At 46.1% G+C, this 23176-nt stretch carries 4 protein-coding genes; 1 reads left to right on the top strand and 3 read right to left on the bottom strand.

Annotated elements, in window-relative coordinates; translation table 11 throughout:
- Positions 1-51: 51 nt before the first annotated feature.
- Complete coding sequence (locus HXT59_RS02785) at positions 52-9249, top strand: Rib/alpha-like domain-containing protein (protein ID WP_421784043.1); 9198 nt, start codon at positions 52-54, stop codon at positions 9247-9249.
- A gap of 520 nt (positions 9250-9769) precedes the next feature.
- Here the strand turns inward: HXT59_RS02785 and HXT59_RS02780 are convergent.
- From HXT59_RS02780 to HXT59_RS02770, 3 genes are all read right to left on the bottom strand, one after another.
- Positions 9770-19348, bottom strand: a complete 9579-nt coding sequence (locus HXT59_RS02780; RefSeq protein ID WP_421784041.1) for a fatty acid synthase subunit beta domain-containing protein — start codon at positions 19346-19348, stop codon at positions 9770-9772.
- 127 nt (positions 19349-19475) lie between these two features.
- On the bottom strand, positions 19476-21122 hold the full coding sequence (locus tag HXT59_RS02775; RefSeq protein WP_004109195.1) for an acyl-CoA carboxylase subunit beta: 1647 nt from the start codon (positions 21120-21122) through the stop codon (positions 19476-19478).
- Complete coding sequence (locus tag HXT59_RS02770; RefSeq protein ID WP_004109191.1) at positions 21119-23032, bottom strand: biotin carboxylase N-terminal domain-containing protein; 1914 nt, start codon at positions 23030-23032, stop codon at positions 21119-21121. Before HXT59_RS02770 ends, HXT59_RS02775 begins: the two co-directional genes overlap by 4 nt.
- Positions 23033-23176: the final 144 nt, after the last annotated feature.

Below are 23176 nucleotides of genomic sequence, written 5' to 3'. Positions count from 1 at the left end.
ATAAAACGCACTCATAGAAGTAAAAGTTAAAACCAAAACAAGGGGAATACTATGGCAAATAACACTCGCAAAAAGCTCTCTAGCAAAAAAGCTACGAGCGCATTTGCAAACACATGCGCATATTACGCAGCAAAAACGAACGCAACTTCCGCGTCTGCTACCATGCGCAAGGTGTCATTGAGCACACTTGCCACAGTTCTTACTGCCGCCACTTGCTTAGGCGGTCAGCCAATCCTCGCATCCTCTAATATTCTTCTTCCTCCAACTACGGCAGCTTTTGCGCAAGAAGTGCGTAGCGCAGACACTACTACTCCTTGGTTGCACACGCCAAATATTCTTGAGTTCCAGAGGTATCGCTTTGCTAACAGCAATGGAAACACTGGTTCAACAGCCGATTTAGGTGAATACGATAACACCACCAAGAAATCGGATATGTACGCACATCTTGAAAAGAACGGAAACGACCAATACCTAGTCTTCGATGTGTTCTTTAACAACGATGGTAAATCTATGGTCACCCATTCTACACAACACCAATATATGTGGCAGATTCCTTATGCAATTGCAGATTTAAATAGTAACGGTTCTTACAAAGGTGACACATTAAGCAATGTTTCCTTTGATTTCTATAAACGCAATCAAGCTAATCCACAAATGACAAATGCTGTTCTTTCACGCGACATTAGCTTGTTCGAAAAAGATAATAGTAAATCATTTGTTACTGGTTTCTTAGGAAGAGATAATGATCACAATGGTTCTATCTATTTGTATACCTTAGGTATACGTATGGGAGCCAGCAACAGACAAGATTTGAATGCTACTTTCCACAACAATGCAGGCGACGGAGTCATTAGCAATGCTACAACACTGAAAGGTGTTTACAGTAAGTACAGTTATGGCATTGGTTTAAGAACCACAAACGTCAACTACGCAGTACACATGCATTGCAAAGTAAAATTACGTCAAGGAGTCACTCTTGAGGACATTCAAGATGCTTATACATTAGCAAATACGAGTAGTTATGGAACTACTACTAACTCCGCATATACATTTATTTCTGGTCGCGAGCGCTGGAGTGAACCAAATCTTAAGCGCACAAAAAGCGATAAAATCCCTCCAAAGCTGTATTTGAACGGCAAGGAGATTGGCGATAAAGACAACAACAGCATAACCGTATATCAGGGAGATATTCCTACAATCACTTTCGGCACATCAGATGACAGCGGAAAGGTTAATAGCTTCTCAGTTAACGGTCTTCCTAACGGTAAGGGCGATGTCACTGAAAACAGTAATGGCATGGAAGCAACTGAAGCTAAGCATCACAACCATGTTGTTAGTAGAATTAAGTTTGAATATAAGAACGGCAATACGCCAGCAAATACTGACTACACGGTTACTGTCTCTGCAACCGACGCTTCTGGAAACAAAGTAGAAAAGAAAGTTACAGTACATCTTAAGAACCTGAACCAGAAGTACAAAGAACCAACTGCTACACCAATTACTGTTGATTGGGGGCATAAGCTTACTGAAGATGATTTAAAACCTCACGTTACTGGCATTAAGGGCGGCGGTAAGCTTGTTTTTAATGACTTCCCACAAACCAACATTCCAAAAGAATACTTTAATGGAAAAGATACTCTCCAAAACAACGCATCTGCAAAAGTTGTATACTCCGACAATTCATATCATGTTGTTACGATTCCTGTAAACATTAGGAAACCACTCGCTTTGCAACACAAGAGCGAGCTGAAAGATCACGAAGTTAAAGTAAATGTTGGCGACACTCTTACTAAAACAGGAAACAAGGTTGACGCTAAGAAATATCTCGGCTTAACAGATAACGAAGTTAAAAATAAGAAAATCAAGAGCGCAGAGTGGGTTAATGGCGAACCTTCCACAGATGTTGCCGGAAAGAAAACTTACACTGCTAAAGTCACGTTTAACGACGGCAGTACTGCGGAAGAAAAGGTTACTTTTACAGTTAAGCCTAAGAAACCTACAATTGAGACTGATTTGACTGGTGTTGCAGGCGTAAAGGGCAAGGAAGTTGTAGTTGATGCTGGTCCTGGCACAGCTGGAAGCACTGTAACGCTTAAAGATAGCAAGGGCAATCAAATTGGAACTGGAAAAGTTGGCAACGATGGCAAAGTTACGATTACAGTTGCTAACGGCATTCCTGAAGGAAATATTACTGCAGTAACTACTACTGCAGATTCCGTAAGTTCTGAAGAAAGCGACGCTAAAAACGCTAGTAAAGACAATACTGCTCCAACACTTACTGGTCCTAATAGCGTTACAGTAAAAGTTGGCGAAGATCTTAAGATTAATCTTATTGCAAAAGATGATGTAAAGATTGAGTCTATTGACACAGCAACAGCAACTACAGCATTTTCTGGAACTGATTTCAATAAAATTATTGCTAACATGTCTCGTGCAAAAACTGCCTACACGAAGAATACTAATACAGAAAAAGAGTTTACGTACAGCTTCTCCGGCTTTAAGCCTGAAGAAGTTGGCACTTATACTCTTACGTTCTCCGCAACTGATGCTGCTGGTAACAAAGTAGAAAAAACTGTGGCTGTAAAAGTGGAGAAAAAAGAAGACATTAAGTCAAAGAATATTACTGTTGACTTAGGTCACCAGCTAGACGACAAAGATGCAAAGAAAGCTATTGCCAATAGTCGTAAGCTTCCAAAAGGAACTACGTTTGCTTGGGCAAAGAATGGCAAACCGGACACTTCCACTGTTGGCAAAGAAAAGCATGGAAACGTTATTGTAACTATTCCTACTAACGACAAAAATCACCCACGCGTTGAAACTGTTGACGTTAAGGTAACTGTTAGGGATAACGAAAGTCCTAAAGTTGCGATTCAGCAAAAGGACGAAGGTGGTACATATAACACCATTAATGGCACATATCCAGATGGTCCAAAACACGCACAAGTATTCACTATAACTACGTACCGCGGCGATAAGAACGATATTAAGATTACTTCAACAGACAACAGTGGCAACGTTACAACTCTTACTTTAACGCCTAAAACTCCAGGCGAGACAGAAAAAGCTCCTACTGGAACTGGCACAGATACAGATCCTAAGACTTTGATGCTTGATGGCACTACTCCGCTCAACACTGAGCCTATCACATATACACGTACCTTAATGGCGGTGGATCCTTCGGGCAATACTACTGAAGTTACTGTGAAGTTTATTGTTAAAACACAGTCCGAGAAATATGGTGAAGTTAAAAACAATCCTGTGACGTACAACATGAGCGACGGCACAAAGCATCCAGATCCTAAGAGCGGTATTAATGCAGATGATCTAAAGAAACTACCTAGCGACGCTACTTACTCTTGGATTAAGGAGCCTGATTGGAATAAGCCTGGCGAGCAGAAAGATGCTAAAGTTCGCATAACATTTAAGGATGGCTCAACTAAAGACGTTACTACAACCGTTACCGTTAAGGACAATATTGCGCCTGTTATTAACACACCTAGTACCAATAAGGCAAAGAGAGCAGATACCGATAAAACACCTGAATACTACCAGTTCAAGGTGCATAAGGGCAAGCAGTTCAGCATTGATATCAACGCTTATGACAACAGCGGAAAGATTAAGAGTGCGGAATTTGGTTCGGCTTTGCCTAAGGAAATAACTGGCAGCAAGATTAGTATCACTGATAAAGATAAGAATTCTGCGGAAAAGCCTGCAAAAATTACTATTACAGGTACTGCTAATCGCGCTAATAATACGAATCCTGATGCAAACAAGTGGTCTCGTGATCTTGTTGTTAAAGACGAAGCTGGCAATACGTCCAAGATAAAGGTTCAGATTTCCGTATACACGGATGCTGAAGAACACAATGCCACTGCCAAGCAAGTCGATAATCCTAAGGATAACAACGCAATTACCAACGCGATTACCATAACAAAATATGACAATCCAAATACGCCAATCAAAAAAGACGGCATAACATTTGATGTTGGCAATATTCCTACTAAGAATGGAAATTACACTATTCCTGTAACAATTCATTACCCAGATAAGTCAACAGAAAAAGTGGAAGTTCCTGTAAAAATTCAGAAAGATTCAAACGATTTTGAGCCTGAAGGCAAAACAATTGAAGTGTCTTGGCACTCTAGTGCGGAAGAATTGAAGAAAAAGGTTACGTCCTTTGGTGACAACAACGGTCTTAAGTGGAAAAGTACAACAAAACCCGACGATAAAAATAAGCCAACGGTAACTATCGTAAACAACAGTTCCGTTCCAAGCACCGATAAACCTGGCGAGAGCCAAGTACAAGTTAAGGTTACGTATTCGGATGGATCTAGTGACGTTGCAACAGTAACTGTTAAGGTGCTGAATCCACAAAGCGAAACTTATACGCCAGAAGGTCAAACGATTAAGGTTGACTACAGTAAGACGAAGAATAATGATATATCCAGCAAGATTACTGATATTGGCACTGGTAATGGCATTAAGCTAAAGAAGAATGGCGAAACTGCAGAGCTTACAAAGCTTCCAGATGGTGCAAGTATTGCTATTGATGACGAGGCTAAGACTGTTCCAGATGGCACTCAGCCTGGCGATTTCAATATTCCTGTAACCATTACATATAAGGATGGCTCTAAGAGCCATGCAACGGTAACCGTTAAGGTTGGCGAGCCTCAGAATAAGAAGTATGAGCCAAATAAGCCTGATGGGATCAACGTTGGATATGGTAAAACCAAACCTTCTGATGATGACATCATTGCTAAAGTCAAGTTTGACGATAACAACAAACCACCAACTGGTACAACAATTACTGTTGATAAAGATCAAACATCTATCGACACTAAGACTCCTGGAACCGTAAACGTTAAGGTTACTGTTAAGTATCCTGACGGTTCTGAGGATCACGTGGAAGTTCCTGTAACAGTTGGCAATCCAGATAACGAGACCTACAAGCCAAGTGCAGAAGCTATCAACAAGAAGCGCGGAGCGGAAGCACCTACTGCTGATGACATTAAGAATGCTGTAAAGATTCCTACGGTTGATGGTAAAACTCCAGATAAGAACAAAACAACAGTAGAACTTGTAGATTCAAAGGCTCCTCTTCCAACTACAGATAAGACTGGCACAACTAACGTACCCGTTAAGGTCACCTACCCAGATGGTTCCAGCACTGTTGTGCAAGTGCCTGTAGTAGTTACAGATACCGATGCCACTGCGAACACTCCTGCAGTTGACCCTGTGGAAGAGCCGTATGGCACCAGCAGAGACAAGACCAAGGAAGCTGTTAAGAAGGCTGTAACTGTTCCTGATTGGCCAAAAGATTCAAAGAAACAGCCAACAGTCACTATCACAAGCACCGATAAGGATATTCCAGACGGCAATACACCTGGCACCTATCATGTAAATGTAGATGTTCAATATCCTGACAAAACTGTTGATAAAGTTACTGTTGATGTGACTATTAAGAACAAGCAGTCGGATACTTTCGAGCCAACAGCAAAGCCTGTTGTTAAGCCGTATGGCACTCCTGTAAACCCTGTTGACGTAACAGGCAGTGTAACTGTTCCTCATTGGCCAGAAGCAGACAAGAGTCAGCTAAAGATTGAGTTGAACGATCCTAACCAGACTTTGCCAGATGGTAAGACTCCTAAAACCGTAAACGTTAAGGTTAAAGTCACCTACCCAGATGGCACGACTGACATTGTTGATGTTCCAGTAACTATTAGCAACAAGCAGTCTGAACTTTACCCACCTAAGGCAGATAATCTTGAAAAAGATAATGGTCAAAAGCCTTCGAACGACGAAATTATCGGCAAAGTAAGTGTTCCTACCTGGCCAACGAACGAAACAAATAAGCCAACTTACTCTATTGCTGATGGCGATAAGTCTAAGATCCCTAATGGAGATAAGGCTGGCAAGTTTGAAGTGCCTGTAACAGTTACGTATCCGGATGGATCAACAACTGTTATCAACGTGCCTGTAACTATCAAGGCTCCAACTGCTACAGCTAAAGTTGTGACTGTGCCAAAGGGCGTGGAGCCTAAGCCAGAGGACAGCATTGTCAATAAGGATAAGTTCCCTAATGGCACTAAGTTCGAGTGGGATAACAACGGAAAACCAGACACATCTAAGGAAGGTAACAGCGTAAAAGGCAAAGTAAAGATTACTATTCCTGGATCTGATACTCCTCAAGAAGTTGAAGTAAAGGTTAACGTTGTTGACCCAAGTGCATCTGAAGTCAACGTGCCACAGGGCAAGGATTTGCCAGAAGCTAAGGATGTTATTAAGGATTCTCACGATACTAGTAAGTTCCCTAATGGCACTACGTTCGAGTGGAAACCTGAAGATAAACCAGATACTAACAATCCTGGCGCAAAGAATGGCAAGATTATTGTTACCCTCCCAGGTCAATCCCCTGTAGAAGTGCCTGTAACAGTGAACGTTTTGCCAAAGCCAGAAGCGAATGTTGTGAACGTTCCACAAAATGGCACACTGCCAGAAGCTAAAGATGCTATTAAGGATTCTAGCGATAAGAGTAAGTTCCCTAATGGCACTACGTTCGAGTGGGAAGACAGTGACAAACCAACTACAGATACCGTTGGAGAAAAGACAGGCGGTAAAGTAAAAGTCACCATTCCAGGCGTAAATGGCAAGTCTGGTTATACGATTGATGTTCCTGTAACAGTGAACGTAAACCCTGTGCCTATCGCGAAGGAAACCACCGTCCCACAGAACAGCAATCCTGATCCTAAGAACAGCATTGATAACAACAACAAACTCCCTAAGGGAACCACATTCGAGTGGAAGAAAGATGCTGCTCCAAAGACCGACAAGCCAGGCACTGCTAGTGGAACAGTGATTGTCAAGATTCCAGGGCAAGCACCTCAAGAAGTGCCAGTAACAATTACTGTGACACCAGCACCTGTTGCAAACGACGTAACTGTGTTGCAAAAGAAGAATGGTGACACAACTGACACTACCCCTAAGCCAGAGGATGTTATTAAGAATCATAAGGATCTACCTAAGGATGCTAGTATTTCTTGGAAGAAGAAGCCTGATACCTCAAAGACTGGCAACCAACCAGGCGTTGTGACCGTTAAGGTGCCAGGCGAGCCAGATATTGACATTCCAGTCAACGTGCTCGTTGTGCCAAATCCAGTTGGCAAGAAGGTAAGCGTGCCACAAAATGGCAATTTGCCGGATCCAAAAGACATGATTGCCAATAATGGTGAGTTACCTACCGGAACCACATTCAAGTGGTCAACCGACATAAACGGTACACCATCAACCTCTAACACTGGTGAGCAAACTGGCACTGTTGTTGTAAATATTCCAGGTATCGCACCTGTGAATGTACCAGTAACAGTAAACGTTGTGGCACAAAACAAGCCATTTATTAATGGTAGCAAAGCAGAAAACACACCAGATAAGTCTGATAAGACAACTATTACTGGTAAAACTCAGCCAGGAAACACAGTAACTGTCAAAGACAATGGCGGTAATACTGTTGGTACTGGAGATGCCAACAAAGACGGAAACTTCACTATCGAAATCGATAAGAAGGATCCTGGCACAACACTCAAGCTTGTTCCAAGCAAGGGTGGAGTTGATGGTGACGCAACTACTGTAACCGTCACAGCTAAGCCACAAAAGCCAACGATTACGGTACCAACCGACAACCAGAAGAACGACGGAAACGTAACTGTAACTCCGCCAACTGATGACACAACGGTTGTGAAAATTGAAATCAATGCTAAGCCAAATTCAATCAATGGTCCAGAACAGCCAGTTCGCACAATTATTGCTAAGAAGGATAACGATGGTAAGTGGAAGATTGACGGAGACGCTCCAGAAGGCGTAATCGTTAATCCAGATACTGGCGTTGTTACTATTCCAACAAAGAATTTGGAAGACGGCAGCACTATTACTGCAGTATCTAAGAACAAGACGGACAAACCATCTGATCCTGCTACTGCTGTAACTGGCTTTAAGACTCCACAGATTAGTGAGCAAACGCTAAAAGACAATCCAGATGATTCTACTAAACAAATCATCACTGGAAAGACTCTTCCGGGCGCAACAGTAACTGTTACCGACAAAGATGGAAAGCAAATCGGAACTGGTACTGCAGATGCTCATGGCGACTTCACTATTACTATCGACAAGCAAAAGCCTGGTGCCATCGTCACCCTCACACCAACCAACGGTAAGGGTGATGGTGCAAAGACAGGCGATAGCGTAAATATTACTGTCAGCGGAAATATAACTAAGCCAAAGATTGACACTCCAGCCGAGGGTGGCGCTAGCGTGACGCCTGATCTCACGGATACGCGCGTGAACAAGGTTGTAGTTACTTACACTCCAGAAGGCAGTGAAACAACCGCAACGATTACTGTTGTTGCTGAAGGCGACAAGCATGAGTGGAAGATTGACGGAGACGCTCCAGAAGGCGTAACCGTTGATCCGCAAACTGGCGTTGTTACGATTCCAGCAGACAAGATTAAGCACGGTAGCACTATTACTGCGCAATCAGAAGACAGTAGCGATAAGACTGGCAAGAGCAAGTCAGAAGTGGTAACTGCTAAAGTTGGCGAAGAGGAGAAGCCTGCACCAGAACCAACACCAACGCCTGCGGGTGAGCCGACTATACTCACGCCACAAGATGGTGTTGAGCAAGGTTCCGCAACTGTTACCCCACCAGCAGACGCTGATACTCTCGAAATCACGTATACTCCAGAAGGCGATACAACGACTCCTGTAACAATTACCGTGAAGAAAGATAAGAATGGTAACTGGACTATTAACGGTAACACTCCAACCGGCGTGACTGTTGATCCTAAGACTGGTAAAGTCACCATCCCTGCAACCCAAATCAAGGATGGTAGTACGATTACCGCGCAAGCCAAGAAGAATGGTCAACCATCCAACACGGCAAACGGTAAAGTCGGAAACAACCCAACCAAGAAACCAGAACCAACACCTGCACCGACCCCTGCTCCAACCCCAGAACATGAATCTGGTTCTCATGATTCTGATGAACACACTGGCAACAGTGAAAACAACAGGAATAAGAGCAATAACACTCAGTTACAAGCTCCTAAGTCTCCTGCACGTCACTCCTCCGGCCAGGTTGCGCAATCAAAGTTAACCAATACAGGCTCTGCAATTGCTGCAGCAGGCGCTGTTGCTGCACTCGCAGCCGCAATAGGTGCTGCACTCGCAGTCATTATTCGCAGGAAGAAGCGCGACTAAACGTTGGTGTTGCAACAAATATTAAAATTGAATAAATAATATACATATGCTCCGTGATAAAAGGGTTCGCAAAATTTACGACAACTCTTCAACCACGGAGCATTGTTATATCTGTAGTAAATCTGTAGAGCTATAGGCCATAGAGGCATAGACTATAGAGACATAGACTACAGAGGTATAGGTGCGATACATAGATGCCATTAAATGATCTGGGTACTGGTAGCGAGATAGCACACCACTGCGATAATGACAGCGTACTTGACATTAAGTAATATCAGGCGACATACGCAATGCTACACGTACTAAATATGGCATACTGAACTACAGAGCTACTTACGTGATTGTTAACGCAACTCCAATCGCCTTACATTTTTCCTGCAAATGTGGTCAAATAAAGCCAGAGCGAAAACAAATGCCGGGAATATTCACAGCAAATGTTTCCGCTCTGGTTTCGCACTTATTTCAATGCGTCAATACATCCGCAATTAAGCATCGATACATTAGCAGCTAAAGCAGCGACTCAGCAGTAGTATCCGTTCGCATTAAGGCGAGCTTCAGGATTAAGTAACATCGCCTTTTCTGCTTCGTGACCATCGTAGCGAGTGCCATCCGGAAGGCGCGTGCCATCCTTCAGCAAGTGACGATTCTCAACAGGCTCGAACAGTACAGATCGACCCATCATGCCTTCCTCAAATCGCCTCTGGCCCGCAGCCAAACGCGCATTCGCCTTGGTACGCCAATTCTTAAGCACATTAACACCTGCGCTAGCAGCTACAGCAGCTTCAAAAGCACCAGGATGAACCAATGCCACAAATCCGCTAACATGACCGAAGCCGAGCGAAGTTGCGAGAGCAGCCTTCACTGCACAAGAACCTGCACCATCGCCAATGCGCATCGGCTCACGCAACCAAACCATGTGGTCGTCGCGCGCAAGCTTAGGATCCACGCAGTCAAGTGATGCGTTTCCAGGGATTACGCCACTTCTAAACAGTTGAGTCAAACCGTTGATTTGGAAGATGCACGCGCCGCCCTTTGCATGTCCAGTCAGCGTCTTTTGGCTGATTACGAACAGCGGATTTCCGTCCGTGCGTCCGATTGCGTGCGCAAGAGTATTGTGCAGCTCAGATTCGTTCGGATCGTTTGCATTCGTAGACGTATCATGCTTAGAAACCACAGCAATATCGTCCGGAGTAACGCCGAGAGCTGCCAAATCACGCACGAGCTTAGACTTAGCTCCACCCATGCCCGCAGCCAAAGCACCCAAGCCCGGAGCAGGAATAGAAGTGTGAATGCCATCAGCGTAGGAGTGAATGAAACCAACCACACCAGCAACAGGCAAGCCAAGCTTCAAAGCAATATCGCCGCGCGTAACCAAAATCGTACCGCCGCCTTGTGCTTCAAGGAAGCCTCCACGTCTGCGATCGTTTGCGCGAGAGAAGAATCGTGGATTGATGCCCTTCGCATACATTTCTTCGCTATTGGCAGTTGCGTTCATATTGCCGAAGCCAACTACGGATTCCACACCGATATCGTCAATTGCGCCAGTTACTACGAAGTCAGCTTTGCCGAGAGCAATCTTGTCGACGCCTTCTTCGAGCGAAACCGCTGCAGTTGCGCATGCAGACACCGGCTGAACCATATTTCCGTAGCCGCCGATATAGGTTTGCATTACGTGAGCTGCAACAACGTTTGGAAGCGCCTCTTGCAATACGTCCGTAGGAATTTCGTGGTTAAGGAAGCGATCCAAATACAGTTTTCGCATTGAACTCATGCCGCCGAAACCGGTTCCTTGCGTGGAAGCAACCATTGACGGATGCACAGATTGCAAAATCTCCGAAGGCGTGAAACCAGCAGAAATATAAGCGTCTACAGTTGTGACAATATTCCACAGCGCAATCGTGTCAACACTTCCAACCATTGAAGCTGGAATACCCCACTTCAGCGGATCGAAGCCCTTAGGGAATTGTCCACCGACGGTTCTGGTCATTGCAGCCCTACGCGGCACGCGAATCATAGAACCTGCCTTGCGCGTAACAGTCCATTCGCCAGATTCTGCATCGCGAGCAATCTCAGTATGCGATTCGTCAAGTGCCACGTATTCGCGCGCAATTGTTTCTGTTGGAACGCTGAAACTCACGTCGTGATCAAGGAAGATTTCTGCTTCTTCTTCGTTTGCTCCATCCTTGTAATCGCCGCCCATACCGGTTTCGAATGGTCGAATACCGGAACGTGCTACTACTTCATCGCGATATTTCTCTGCAATATCTTCTTCTGGAACAAGCGTGCCGTCCGCATCATACCAGCCTGGCTTTGGCGAATCCTGCCAAGTAAGCAAGCCCATATTCCAAGCCAATTCCAGTACTGCTCCTGCAGAAAGCTCCACGGAACCGTCTTCACGAATTCCAAGTTCTGCTTCGAAACGAGTACGTCCGGAACCCCATGGTCCAAGCTCGCCAACGGAGACGATCACAATTTCGTCTTCTGGACGCGCTGTTACGTTCTTCCAATCAGCCAAGTTGACTCGCGGCTGAGTTGGCACGTAAGGAGTTGGAAGTGCTTTGTTGGTTGATTTAGCAGAAGATTCTGCAGCTTCTTCTACAGCTTCCACCGCTTCTTCCGCAACTTCAGCACGCTTCTGATCTTCCAACGCTTCTGCACGAAGCGCGTTCAAATCAAGAGGCTCCTTGCCTAATCCGCCCGTAAAATCAACATCCAAAGGCGCAATTGCTGCCTGCTCTCGCGCTTCCTTCGTGCACAAATCGAGCAAACGATCTGCCATTTCTTGCGTAGAGTAGGTAGTTAATCCGTGACGCTCAACTACAGCCACAAGCGGATCATTTCCGCCCATTAAGCCGGTTCCACGCACCCATCCAATCTTAGGATGCGCGAAAGTCACGCGATCCGACCACACGCTTTCCGCATGCGCACGGTTCACAATCGCGTCGAAAGCACTCTTGACTTCGCCGTAAGCACCGTCGCCGCCGAACATACCGCGGTTTGGAGAGCCAGGTAACACAACGTGCATACGATGTTGTACATCTGTATCTGCTCCAATCTGCGCAAATCCAGCGATTGCACGCTCCACTCCCCACAGCATTAAGCGCGATTGCGATTCAAAAAGCGAACCAGAATCAGACAAAGTACCGTGAACTGGAGGAGCTGCAAACGGGAAGAACATGCTCGGCTCATAAGCAGGCTTCAAAATAGTAGTAGTTGCGCCACTTACTTTCTTTGAAACCGTGCCAACCCACTTTACAAGCGCATCGACATCGCGATAACTAGACAAGTTTGCTGGCACAAGCCACAACTTTGCGCCCATTTGAGCGTTTTCGCGATACGCTTTCTTCGCCCAAGACTTAACGCTCGGCTTGAAACTGTGCGAAGTTGCAATAACCGTAGCTCCACCCTTAAGCAAACCCGTTACTACGCGAGCAGCAATCGAGTTAGGAGCAACGCCTGTAACTACTGCAACTTCTCCTGCAAAACGAGTTGCTTGAGCAGTATCGGCGTTGTTTTGTGCAAGTTTAGTGCGAGAATCGCGAGCAATACCATTAAATATTGTTGCAAGATTGTTTAATTCGCGAGATTTAGAAAGACTTGCAAACCACTCAGCTTCCGAAGCTACTGCTTCCCCGGCACCGAGGAAACTACCAAAATCATTTAAGATTTCAGAAACTTCATTTACCTGAATATCAACATTCTTTCCGGCATACTTGTAGTACAAGCGAGCAACGTCTTCGCGAGCCGAAGCCCAGCGGTCGTCGAAAAGAATCGCTTTTCGCTCATCAAATCGAGGAGCCACTTGCTTTGGCCAATCCGCACCTAATTCTGCTTCAACAGCAGCTACAACAGCAGCATTTTCGTCACTTTCAGTTTCTGCTTTAGGAGCTTCAACACCAAGCTTTGCTAGCACAAACTTAGCAGTTGCAGCAAGTACGCCGTCTGCGCCAACAACTTGCTGCGCAAAAGCGTCAAGAGCTGCAGAATCAACAACAGCACCACCGGCTGCGCCAGCAGCGCCAGGCCGAGAAACGCTAACGCCGTGAGCTTGTGCAACTTGCGCAATTGCTGCGTCGATTAAAGCGTCAGCTGCAGCAGTATTCTTTGCAGGATCAGTTGAAAGTTGCGCAAGATTTTCACCGCGCACGCTAACACCTTCACGCGTTTGCAAAACCAAAGCCGCAAGCACGTGCGCACGCCAGCCTTCGCCAAGCTGCCAGACTTCCGAAATACGCTTGTCAATTTGCGCTGGCTTCACACCTGCTGCACCGAAAAGTGCACGCAAACGTTCGCGCACAATATCGGAAAGCACTGCACCAAAAGCCTTATAGCGCGGAGCAACCGAATCAACTAACTTTTTAAGCGCACTCATTGGAGCTTCTGCAGCACCGTCCACGCTAGCCACGCCAAGCTCGGAACTAATATCCATAAGAAGCTGGTTTCTGCGCGAAGATACGCCGTTTGTAAGCGTATCAGTTGTGTCAGTGTCGCCGATTTGGTCAAGACGGATTTTTGCACTATACGCAATCAGCATTGAGATTGCGTCGGATGCTTTGAATGGCAAGTCTGCTACAGGTCCGCTTGCTGCTGCGTTAGCAACTTGAGCAGAAGGAGCAGCCGCAGGAGCAGCAGAGACAACATTTGCGGCAGGAGCTGCAGGAGCAGCAGCTGCATCAGCAGTGCTACTTACTTCTTGACTATCTTCCTCAGTAAACACTTCAGGCACAAGCGAATCCGTGTCAGTCATATAAACGCGACCTTCGTCACGACCAACGTTGTAAACAGTCACTTTTTCGCCACTAAACTCCGGCAAAGCAAGAGTTTTAGCGCCAAGATTTGCCAAAGTTGGCGCGTTTCCTAAACCAACTTCAACGTACTCTTCAACGCCAAGACCGCCGCGAGCGCGATCGGCAAACATAAGAGCCTGCGTTTCAATCCAACGAACTGGAGAAGCGAACTGCCATGAAAGAAGCTCCGTAAGAAGCAATCTACCGAGCTTCTGCTCATCCTCTGCATAAGATTTCCACGTAGTTTCATCTTCCAAAGCTGCTTCAATGCGCTCAGATGGCACAACATCCAAAATCTTTTGTGCAAATTCTCGCGTAAGCTCAAACGGGCAAGCCACGAGGTTTGGAATGTAACGGTCTACAAGCACAGAGTAATCAATATGCTTCGGCAGCAGCGAATCGAGCTTGTCGCGGAATTCCGGCACACCCTTTCGAAGAATTCGAGAGTGGAACGGCACGTCAATTCCTGGAACAAACATGAATGGAGGCTTACCACCATACTCCTTAGCGCGCTTAGAAGCGTCTGCAGCCAATGCCTTCAAGCCTTTAATAGTTCCAGCAATTGCGTACTGCTGACCTGCCAAGTTGTAGTTTACAATTTGCAAGAATTCGCCAGTAGCCTTGGAAATGCCATTAACGTAAGCGTTCACACCTTCGTCTGACACTCCAAACTGGTTTGGTCGAAGCGCACCCATGCGGTAGTTCGAGCGACCTTGCGCATCGCGTTCAATCAAGTGATGCATTGTAGATCCGCGGTGGAACACCAATTCAAGCACAGTTTCGAGTGGAATAATTTGCGCGAAGGAGCTCAAAGCATTGTATTCTCCAAGCGAGTGTCCTGCAAAGTAAGCAGGCCAAATATCGCATCCTGCTTCACGCAAACGCGCGGTTTGCGCAAAGGCAACTGTTGCGAGCGCAACTTGCGTAAATTGTGTTAAATTAAGCAATCCTTCAGGATGGTGATAAGTTACGCCGTGAGCAGTAAGCTCCTTTGGATTATCGCGCACGACTGCGAGGATTGAGAATCCAAGCTTTTCGCGAGTAAGCTTGTCTGCTCGCTCCCAAGTATCGCGCACAGCAGGCGACTTTGCGCGCTCATCCAGCGACATTCCTTGTTTTTGGATACCCTGACCTGGGTATACGAATGCTGCACGTGGAGCGCGAGTAAGCGCGCTTGCTTTAGACACGATTTGCCCATCAACTCTGCACGTAACTTCCAAAGCAAGTCCGCCGCGACGAACTTTTCCAACGCGCTCAACTGTGATTTCTACTTCGTCATCAAGTTGAACCATGCCGTACATGTTGTATGACCAGCCAATAAGCTCGTAGCGAGCACCTTTTTCATCAACTGCTTGAGCCACATGTTGAGCTGTTGCAGAAAGCCACATACCGTGTACCAAAGGAGCAGAAAGCCCAGAAATTGCAGCACCTCGCTTAGAAGTGTGGATTGGGTTGAAATCTCCAGAAGTACGCGCAAAAGCGGTCATATCGTGAGGAGCGCGAACTACTACTCTGCGCAAAGCTCTGCGAGGCGTGTCTTCAATTTCGTATCCGTGCAATCCTGCAGCTTCGCCATATTGCGCAGCTGGAGCAGGAAGCGCGTTGCTGAAGCTTCGTCCACGAATAGCAAAACGCTCAGTTTCGTGAGCAAGTCGCGTGCCGTCAGCTGCAGTATGCACTACGTGAATAGTTACCACGCGTCCAGAAGCGGATTCTGCATACGGCTCAGCCCAGCCTAGTAAATTAATTCGCTTATCAACATACTTGCGGAAATCTTCGGCATCGACGTCAAGCTCTACTAAATGATCTAGGTGAACAGCGTTAAGCAGACCCTCAATAATCGGGTAACCATCAACCATTACGGAACCCAAAGCCGAGTAAATAGTTGGCCAAGCAGGGCCTACTAACGCGTCTGGCACAATGCGAGAAGCAAGCAATCCATCTGGAAGTCTTCCAGCAGTAGCAGACTCGTGGTCAATTCCAAGATTTCTCGAGAAAGTATAGGAAGAATGAACCAATCCAAATGGGAAATCTCTATAACCTTCTGCAAGCAAATCTTCCGGCAATTTTGCCAAACTGCCATCTTCTTTTACTGTTTCAACCTTAGGCATAGCATCAAGCACATCGCCAGTAATCGCTGTATTTCCAATACCTGCGGTTGCTGCAAGCATTTCGTACACGTGCTTTGGCAAGCGCTCGCGGTCAACTACTGGTATGCTTCCAGCTTGACTTGCATCAACAGTTAGCGGAATTACAATATCTCGTACCGCGTGCTTGCGTTTTAGCGAGTTTGCAGCGTTTTTTGTAGAGTGTTTAGCAGCATTCTGTGCTTCCTGATTTTCTTGATTATCCCAGAATGTATCTAGCTTAATATCTAAATCAAGCGAAATTACGTCATTATTACTAGAAGTTACTGTAATTACGTAATTTTCGTCTCCTAAAGACGTTCCGTAAGCAGGGTTTGCAGTTACATGACCAACCCAAGAAATATTCGGGCATGCGCGCACGTAAGCTTCAACGTTTTTAGCATCAGCAATCTGACTAAAAGCAGATTTTGAAGACTTGCTTGCAGCATTTTCCTTATTTTCTGCTTCTACTCCAGTTTCCGAGCCAAATTCTGCACGATTGAGCATAGCTGCTTCAAAACGTCCCAGAATATCGGCAATCGGCTCATCCATAGTCGTAATTCCAGCCACGGAAATCGGTCCTGGAATTACGCGCACAGCGTCTGCTGAGTAACGCGAATCTTCCGACTGCCAAAGCTGATCTTGACCCCACCAACGCAACAAATCGTTGTCAATAACTGGCACGAATGGCATTGGCTTAGGATATTCGCGCACCAAAGTTGGGAACCAAGAGGCATCCATTGGCACAACGTTCATCTCGCGAGCTTGAGGCAACGCGTCAATCAGCGTATATAAAGCAGCTTGAGGGTGCTTAGAAACTTCTTCGATAGAAGGCAGAATAGAAGTAAATTCGCCTGAATCTTGATTAATTAAACGCGCTTCAATACGCTGCAACAAATGCATGTAGCGATCTACGTAAGTCGGATCCACCCAAGGGTATGCCAAATCTAGGAAACGTTGAGCAAATTGTGCGTAAGTCATGCTTTCTACGTCACCAAAATATGGTTTTGCAGTAGAGTTAAGTGCTTCGATTACTTCATCGCGACGCACTTCAAGCTCTTCAGGATGTTTCATCATATGAACGAGCAATCGACCGCAGCGAGCAGAAGCGTTTTCTAACTCGTAAATATCTGCGTGCAAATGGCTTAAACCACTCGTCACACCGCCAATCACTTTGCCAGAAGGCACCCAACGCTCACCCAAAGGTGCGAACGGATCCTCATCAAAACCTTCAATGCTGGAAGATTTCGGCATCGCAATACCCGGAGTTTCCACAAGCATACGCTTTACTTCAGGGCTTGTATGCGCTTCTTTTGCTGTCATTGCAGCTGTGCCAATCATTACAGCATCAACTGGCATATTTGGCAAACCGTATTCATTCGCCCATTCGCCAGAAATGTAGTCTGCAGCACGCTCAGGAGTGCCAATACCACCGCCTGCAACAAGCACCAAATTTTCGCATTCGCGCACTTGCGCGTAAGTTGTCATAAGCAAATCGTCAAGAGATTCCCACGAATGGTGACCACCTGCAGCACCGCCCTCAACCTGTACAATAATCGTGGCTGGAGCAACAGCCTTAGCAATTCGCACAACTTGACGAATTTGGTCAACTGTTCCAGGCTTAAACGTTACGTAAGGGAATCCATCAGCTTGTAAAGATGCTACTAATTCCTTGGCTTCGTCAAGTTCTGGAATGCCAGCAGAAATAACTACACCATCAATAGGAGCTCCCGACTGCCTCTTTTTTGGCACGATTCGCTTCGAACCAAATTGCAAATTCCACAGGTAGCGATCCATAAACATGGCGTTAAATTCGATAGTTGCGCCTTCGCGAAGCTGATTTTCAAGCGACTTCATATGACGATCGAAAACTTCTGCAGTTACTTGACCGCCGCCAGCAAGCTCAGCCCAGTAGCCTGCATTTGCTGCTGCAGCAACGATTTCCGGCTCTACTGTCGTTGGTGTCATTCCTGCAAGAAGCACAGGAGCTTTGCCTGTAAGCTTGCTAAATTTGGTAAGCACTTTGCGTCCTGCAGGCGTGTCGATTACTCGAGGAGCAAAATCAGCCCAGCAGCCCATACGCTCTGGCTCAGAAGCAGAGTCAGCTGTTGAAAGCTCAGCGCGAGAGCGCAAGGTAGCAGCCTCTACTATTCCAGCACTGGTTCCTTGCACAAGCACTCCAGTAAGCTTTCCGAGCACTTCGCTAGGACCCATGTCTAAAATCCAAAGCGAGCGCGCGTCGTTTTGCTCCAAAACTTCACCAATTTGCGTAGCCCAATCAACAGGAGTTACAAGCACTGCATCCGCCAATTCGCGAGCAACTGTAGTGTTTAAACCAGCCTCATTTGCCCACTCTACTACCTGCTCAACTGCAGATTGAAGCATTGGCGAATGGAATGGAACTGTAACATCCAAATATTCAGCAACTGGCGCAAATACAGCTCCACCGCGAACTTTCATTTCGCGCAATTTTTTCGAACGTTTTGTTTCTTTTTGCGCTTCGTTTGCAACAGCTTCCATATCTTCCGGGTATCCTGCAATAACCACGTGATTGTAAGCGTTTTTAACAGCAATTGACACTTCACCGCGCGTGCGCTCTACGCGTGAAATTAACGCTTCTGCCTGCTTTTTAGTAACTCCTTTAAGTGACAGCATTGGCGTGTGCTCGCCGTCACCAGTAATTTCAAGCATTCGAGATTCACGATCTCCTGCAGCTCCAATTAAGTAGGCAATTGCAAGTAATTCTTCGATTTGCGCGCGAGCTTTCTGCCAAGACTTTGCTTTTATGCGAGCTTTTACCATTTCTGCTGCGATTACGCCTTGAGAATGACCCAAAATTGCGCACGGCTTGTTTACTTCAAAGTTGTATCCAAGATTTGTTAAGTCGCGCACTGCACCGAACTGTGCAAGCGTAATTCCAGGCACACTAAGAAGCGCGTTTGCAGCGTTAATATGCTTATTTTCTAGCGCGTCAAACACGTTTATGTCGCCGCCTGCATTTGCTAAAAGCTCAGAATAAATTGGCGATAGCAAAGCTTTTGCGCCTGCTTCGTACTCGTGAAGTTCTGCGTTTAATTCTTCGTCTGAATCAAGCTCGCGCAAAGCTTCAACCCACGGAGTTGACTGACCGGCAAACACGAGTGCGTGCGGATTATTAGCGAGTTGGTCGAAAAAGTATGTTGTCATGATGTTTCCTTCTCGTTGATTTGGATAAGTTTTATAAATTCTGTAAGTTTTGTAAGGTTTATAAGTTTTGTAAGTTCTATAGTTTTTAGTTATAAGTTTGATAATCCCTATAATTTTTATAAATCACTTACATTGGCTGATTCCCGTGATGCTTTCCAGTTCTGGAAACTCGCTTTTTACTTCGCAAAAGCTTCAATGAGCCAGCAATCATATCGCGAGTCTGCTCCGGGTCAATCATTGCGTCAATCTGACCAGTTTCCAACGAAAGATTTGCGTTCACAGTAGTCGCCTCATACTCGTCAACCAGCTGTTTTCTAAGAGCCGCAACGTCTTGCCCACGCTCTTTAGCTTTTTGCAAATCTTTACGATGAATAATATTTACAGCACCTTGCGCACCCAAAACCGCAATCTGGCTGGTTGGCCACGCGTAATTTACGTCCGCGCCCATCGACTTGGAACCCATAACGATATAAGCCCCACCGAAAGCTTTGCGCAAAATCACCGTAACCAGCGGAACTTGCGCGTTCGCGTACGCATAAATCACTTTCGCACCTCGGCGAATAATTCCTGCGTGCTCTTGATCTGAACCAGGCTTGTAACCTGGAGTATCAACCAAAGTCACCACAGGCAAATTAAACGCGTCGCACAATCGCACAAATCGCGCGACTTTTTCGGAAGAATTTACATCCAAAATACCAGCGTTCACCTTCGGCTGATTTGCTACGATTCCAACAGGATGCCCCTCAATGCAAGCAAAACCAACCACTGCAGACGCAGCGTACAATTCCTGCACTTGCACGAACTCACCGTAGTCAACTATTCTGCGAATCACGTCGAGCACATCGTAAGGCTGACGGTCGTTATCCGGCACAATATTCACCAACTCGCGCGCAGTTTCGCGATCCGCGCGCGTTGCAGCGTAGGCAAAAGTTGGAGGCTCTACCTCACAGCTAGATGGCAAATAAGCCAAAACTGTGCGCGCGTAGTCGATTGCGTCAGCTTCATCCTCTCCCAAATAGTGAGCGACACCGGAAGTTGCGTTATGCACAAGACCGCCGCCCAAATCGTCCATGCTAATAGCCTCGCCGGTTGCAGCTTTAACAACATCCGGACCAGTTACGAACATATTTGAGTGCTCGCGAGTCATAATAATCAAATCTGTTAACGCAGGGCAATACACAGCACCGCCAGCGCAAGGACCTAGAATAATTGAGATTTGCGGAATCAAGCCGCTCGCTTCGCAAGTTTTTTTGAAGATACGCCCGTATTGCATAAGCGCGCTCACGCCTTCTTGAATGCGAGCGCCGCCGGAATCAATTACGGCAACAACTGGCACGCGAAGTTCAACAGCCATATCTAAAAGATGGCAGATTTTCTCGCCCTCAGCTTTGCCTAAAGTTCCACCGCGCACAGAAAAGTCTTGTGCGTAAACTGCAACTTTTCTGCCATAAACTTCGCCAAAGCCGGTGATTACAGCGCATCCGGCAACGTCGTTATTTATGTCACCGCCGTTAAAACGTCCGATTTCCACGAATGAGCCGGTGTCAAAAAGCAAGTCAAGACGCTCGCGAGCAGTGCTTTTACCTTTTGCGTGCTGACGCTCTAAAGCTTTTTGTTCTGCGTCACGAGCAAGTTGTGCTGCGTGCTGAACTGCAGCTTTTCCGCGACGAGGCTGCAAGTTTGTATCGTCAGCAGAGCTATTAACAGAAGAGTTATTAACTATTTTCGCTGAAGTTTCAGAGATTTCAGACTTTTCTTTTGCTAAAGTACTCATTTCTGCTCTCCTTCCGGCTTTTCAGAAGACTTTTCAGAAGATTCAGAAGACTTATCTGCGCTCTTATCCGCGCTTTTATCTCCAGCAAGATCAATCGTCACAAGCTTTGCACCCGATTCCACGCCGTCACCAGGACCCACAAAAATTCCAGTAACAGTACCAGCTGCAGGAGCGTAAACGTAATTTTCCATCTTCATAGACTCAAGCACCACAAGCAAATCACCCTTGGCAACCTGCTGACCTTCAGCCACATTCACGCGCGTAATAACAGCTTGCATAGGTGCTGCGATTACGCCAGGAATCTGCTTTTGTTCTTCAGATTTGTGAGTACTTCCGCGAAGCGAACGTCCACGCAAAGGCTGCGAAGCTCTAGAAACGCTACGAACTCGCGCAGAGCCGGTCAAATTGTCAACAATATCTTGCGGAATCGTAAGCTTTACGCGCTTATTATCAACCTCAATAATGAAGGATTCCATTGCAGGCTGCTTATTTTCGGATTCATCCGCAGACTTTCCAGAAACAAGCGAAGCCGGCTGGCCACCCAAAGAAGCTGCAGGAACGCGGTTCAAATACTTGCGTTCCATCCACTTAGTAGACACGTCAAAACTGTGATTTTCCGCAGTAAACTCAGGGTCGTTAAAAATCTGCTCAAAAAGTTTTGCTGGAGTTGGCACGCCCTCAATACAAAGTTCCTTCAAAGCGCGACGCACACGAGCGACAGCAGTTTCACGACTTTGCGCAGTAATAATAAGTTTGCCCATCATCGAATCGAATTTTGGCGAAATATTATCGCCAACTTCAACACCAAAATCGACGCGAATACCAGGACCGGAAGGCCACTTTATTTTCGTCAAAGTGCCGGAACTTGGAGTCAAATTCGTAGCAGGATCTTCCGAAGTAATGCGAAGCTCGAAGCTGTGTCCGCGAGGTTCTGGATCCTTAATCAACTCGCCGCCGTCAGCAATATTGAGCTGTTCTCGCACTAAATCAAGTCCACTAACTTCCTCACTAACCGTGTGCTCAACTTGCAATCGCGGATTAACTTCCAAGAAGTAGACTTTATGCTGAGAAGTCACCATATATTCGCACGTGCCAAGACCAACGTAATCAACAGCTTCAAATAGGTTACGAGAATATCTGTAAAGCTGATCCTTTTCATCGTCAGTCAAGAACGGTGCAGGAGCTTCCTCAACCAGCTTTTGGTTTCGGCGCTGCACCGAGCAATCGCGCGTGGAATATACGGTGAAATTTCCGTGAGCGTCGCGGCCGCACTGCGTTTCTACGTGGCGAGCTTTATCAATAAAACGCTCAATAAAATATTCGTCTAAGTCGCCGCCCTGAAGAGCGTCGTGATTCATATAAAAGCCTCGCAACTCGTCATCGTTACGAACGACTGTAATTCCGCGTCCGCCGCCGCCATCCGTGCGCTTCATCATCACTGGATAGCCGTGAGTTTGCGCAAAAGTTAAAAGTTCTCGAATATCTTTCACAGGCTCCGAAATTCCTGGAACTGGCGGCACTTTCGCGCGAACTGCCACGCGACGAGCCGTAATCTTATCTCCCAAATCAATAAGCGCTTCCGGACGAGGACCAATCCAAATAACCCCAGCATCGTTAACTTTTTTCGCAAAAGACGCAACTTCCGAAAGGAAACCGTAACCCGGATGCACAGCATCCGTGCCGCTTCTTTTAATAATGTCAAGAATCGCATCTTCGTTTAAATAAGTATCGCGATATGTGTCTCCGGAAAGTGCGTACGCTTCGTCTGCCATTTCTACAAACTGCGCGTTGCGATCAGTCGGTGCATAAATAGCAACGGTAGAAATGCCCATTTCGTGAGCCGTGCGAATAACTCGCAAGGCAATTTCACCGCGGTTTGCGATGAGGATTTTTTTGATATTCGTAACCATACGTTACAAGATATTAGAAAAGTTGCGTTTACGGATGAGTCGACATACACAAAAGCTAGAGCAAAATTTTGTACACTTCTCCAATGCACATGATTTTTATAACACGTAATGTGATTAGCGAAACGGAAAACAACCGGCAAAACC

The sequence above is a fragment of the Gardnerella sp. KA01001 genome (assembly GCF_049244025.1).
Lineage (GTDB): Bacteria > Actinomycetota > Actinomycetes > Actinomycetales > Bifidobacteriaceae > Bifidobacterium > Bifidobacterium swidsinskii.
Note: the sequence above shows the minus strand (reverse complement) of the source record. Positions and strands in the feature narration are given on the sequence as shown.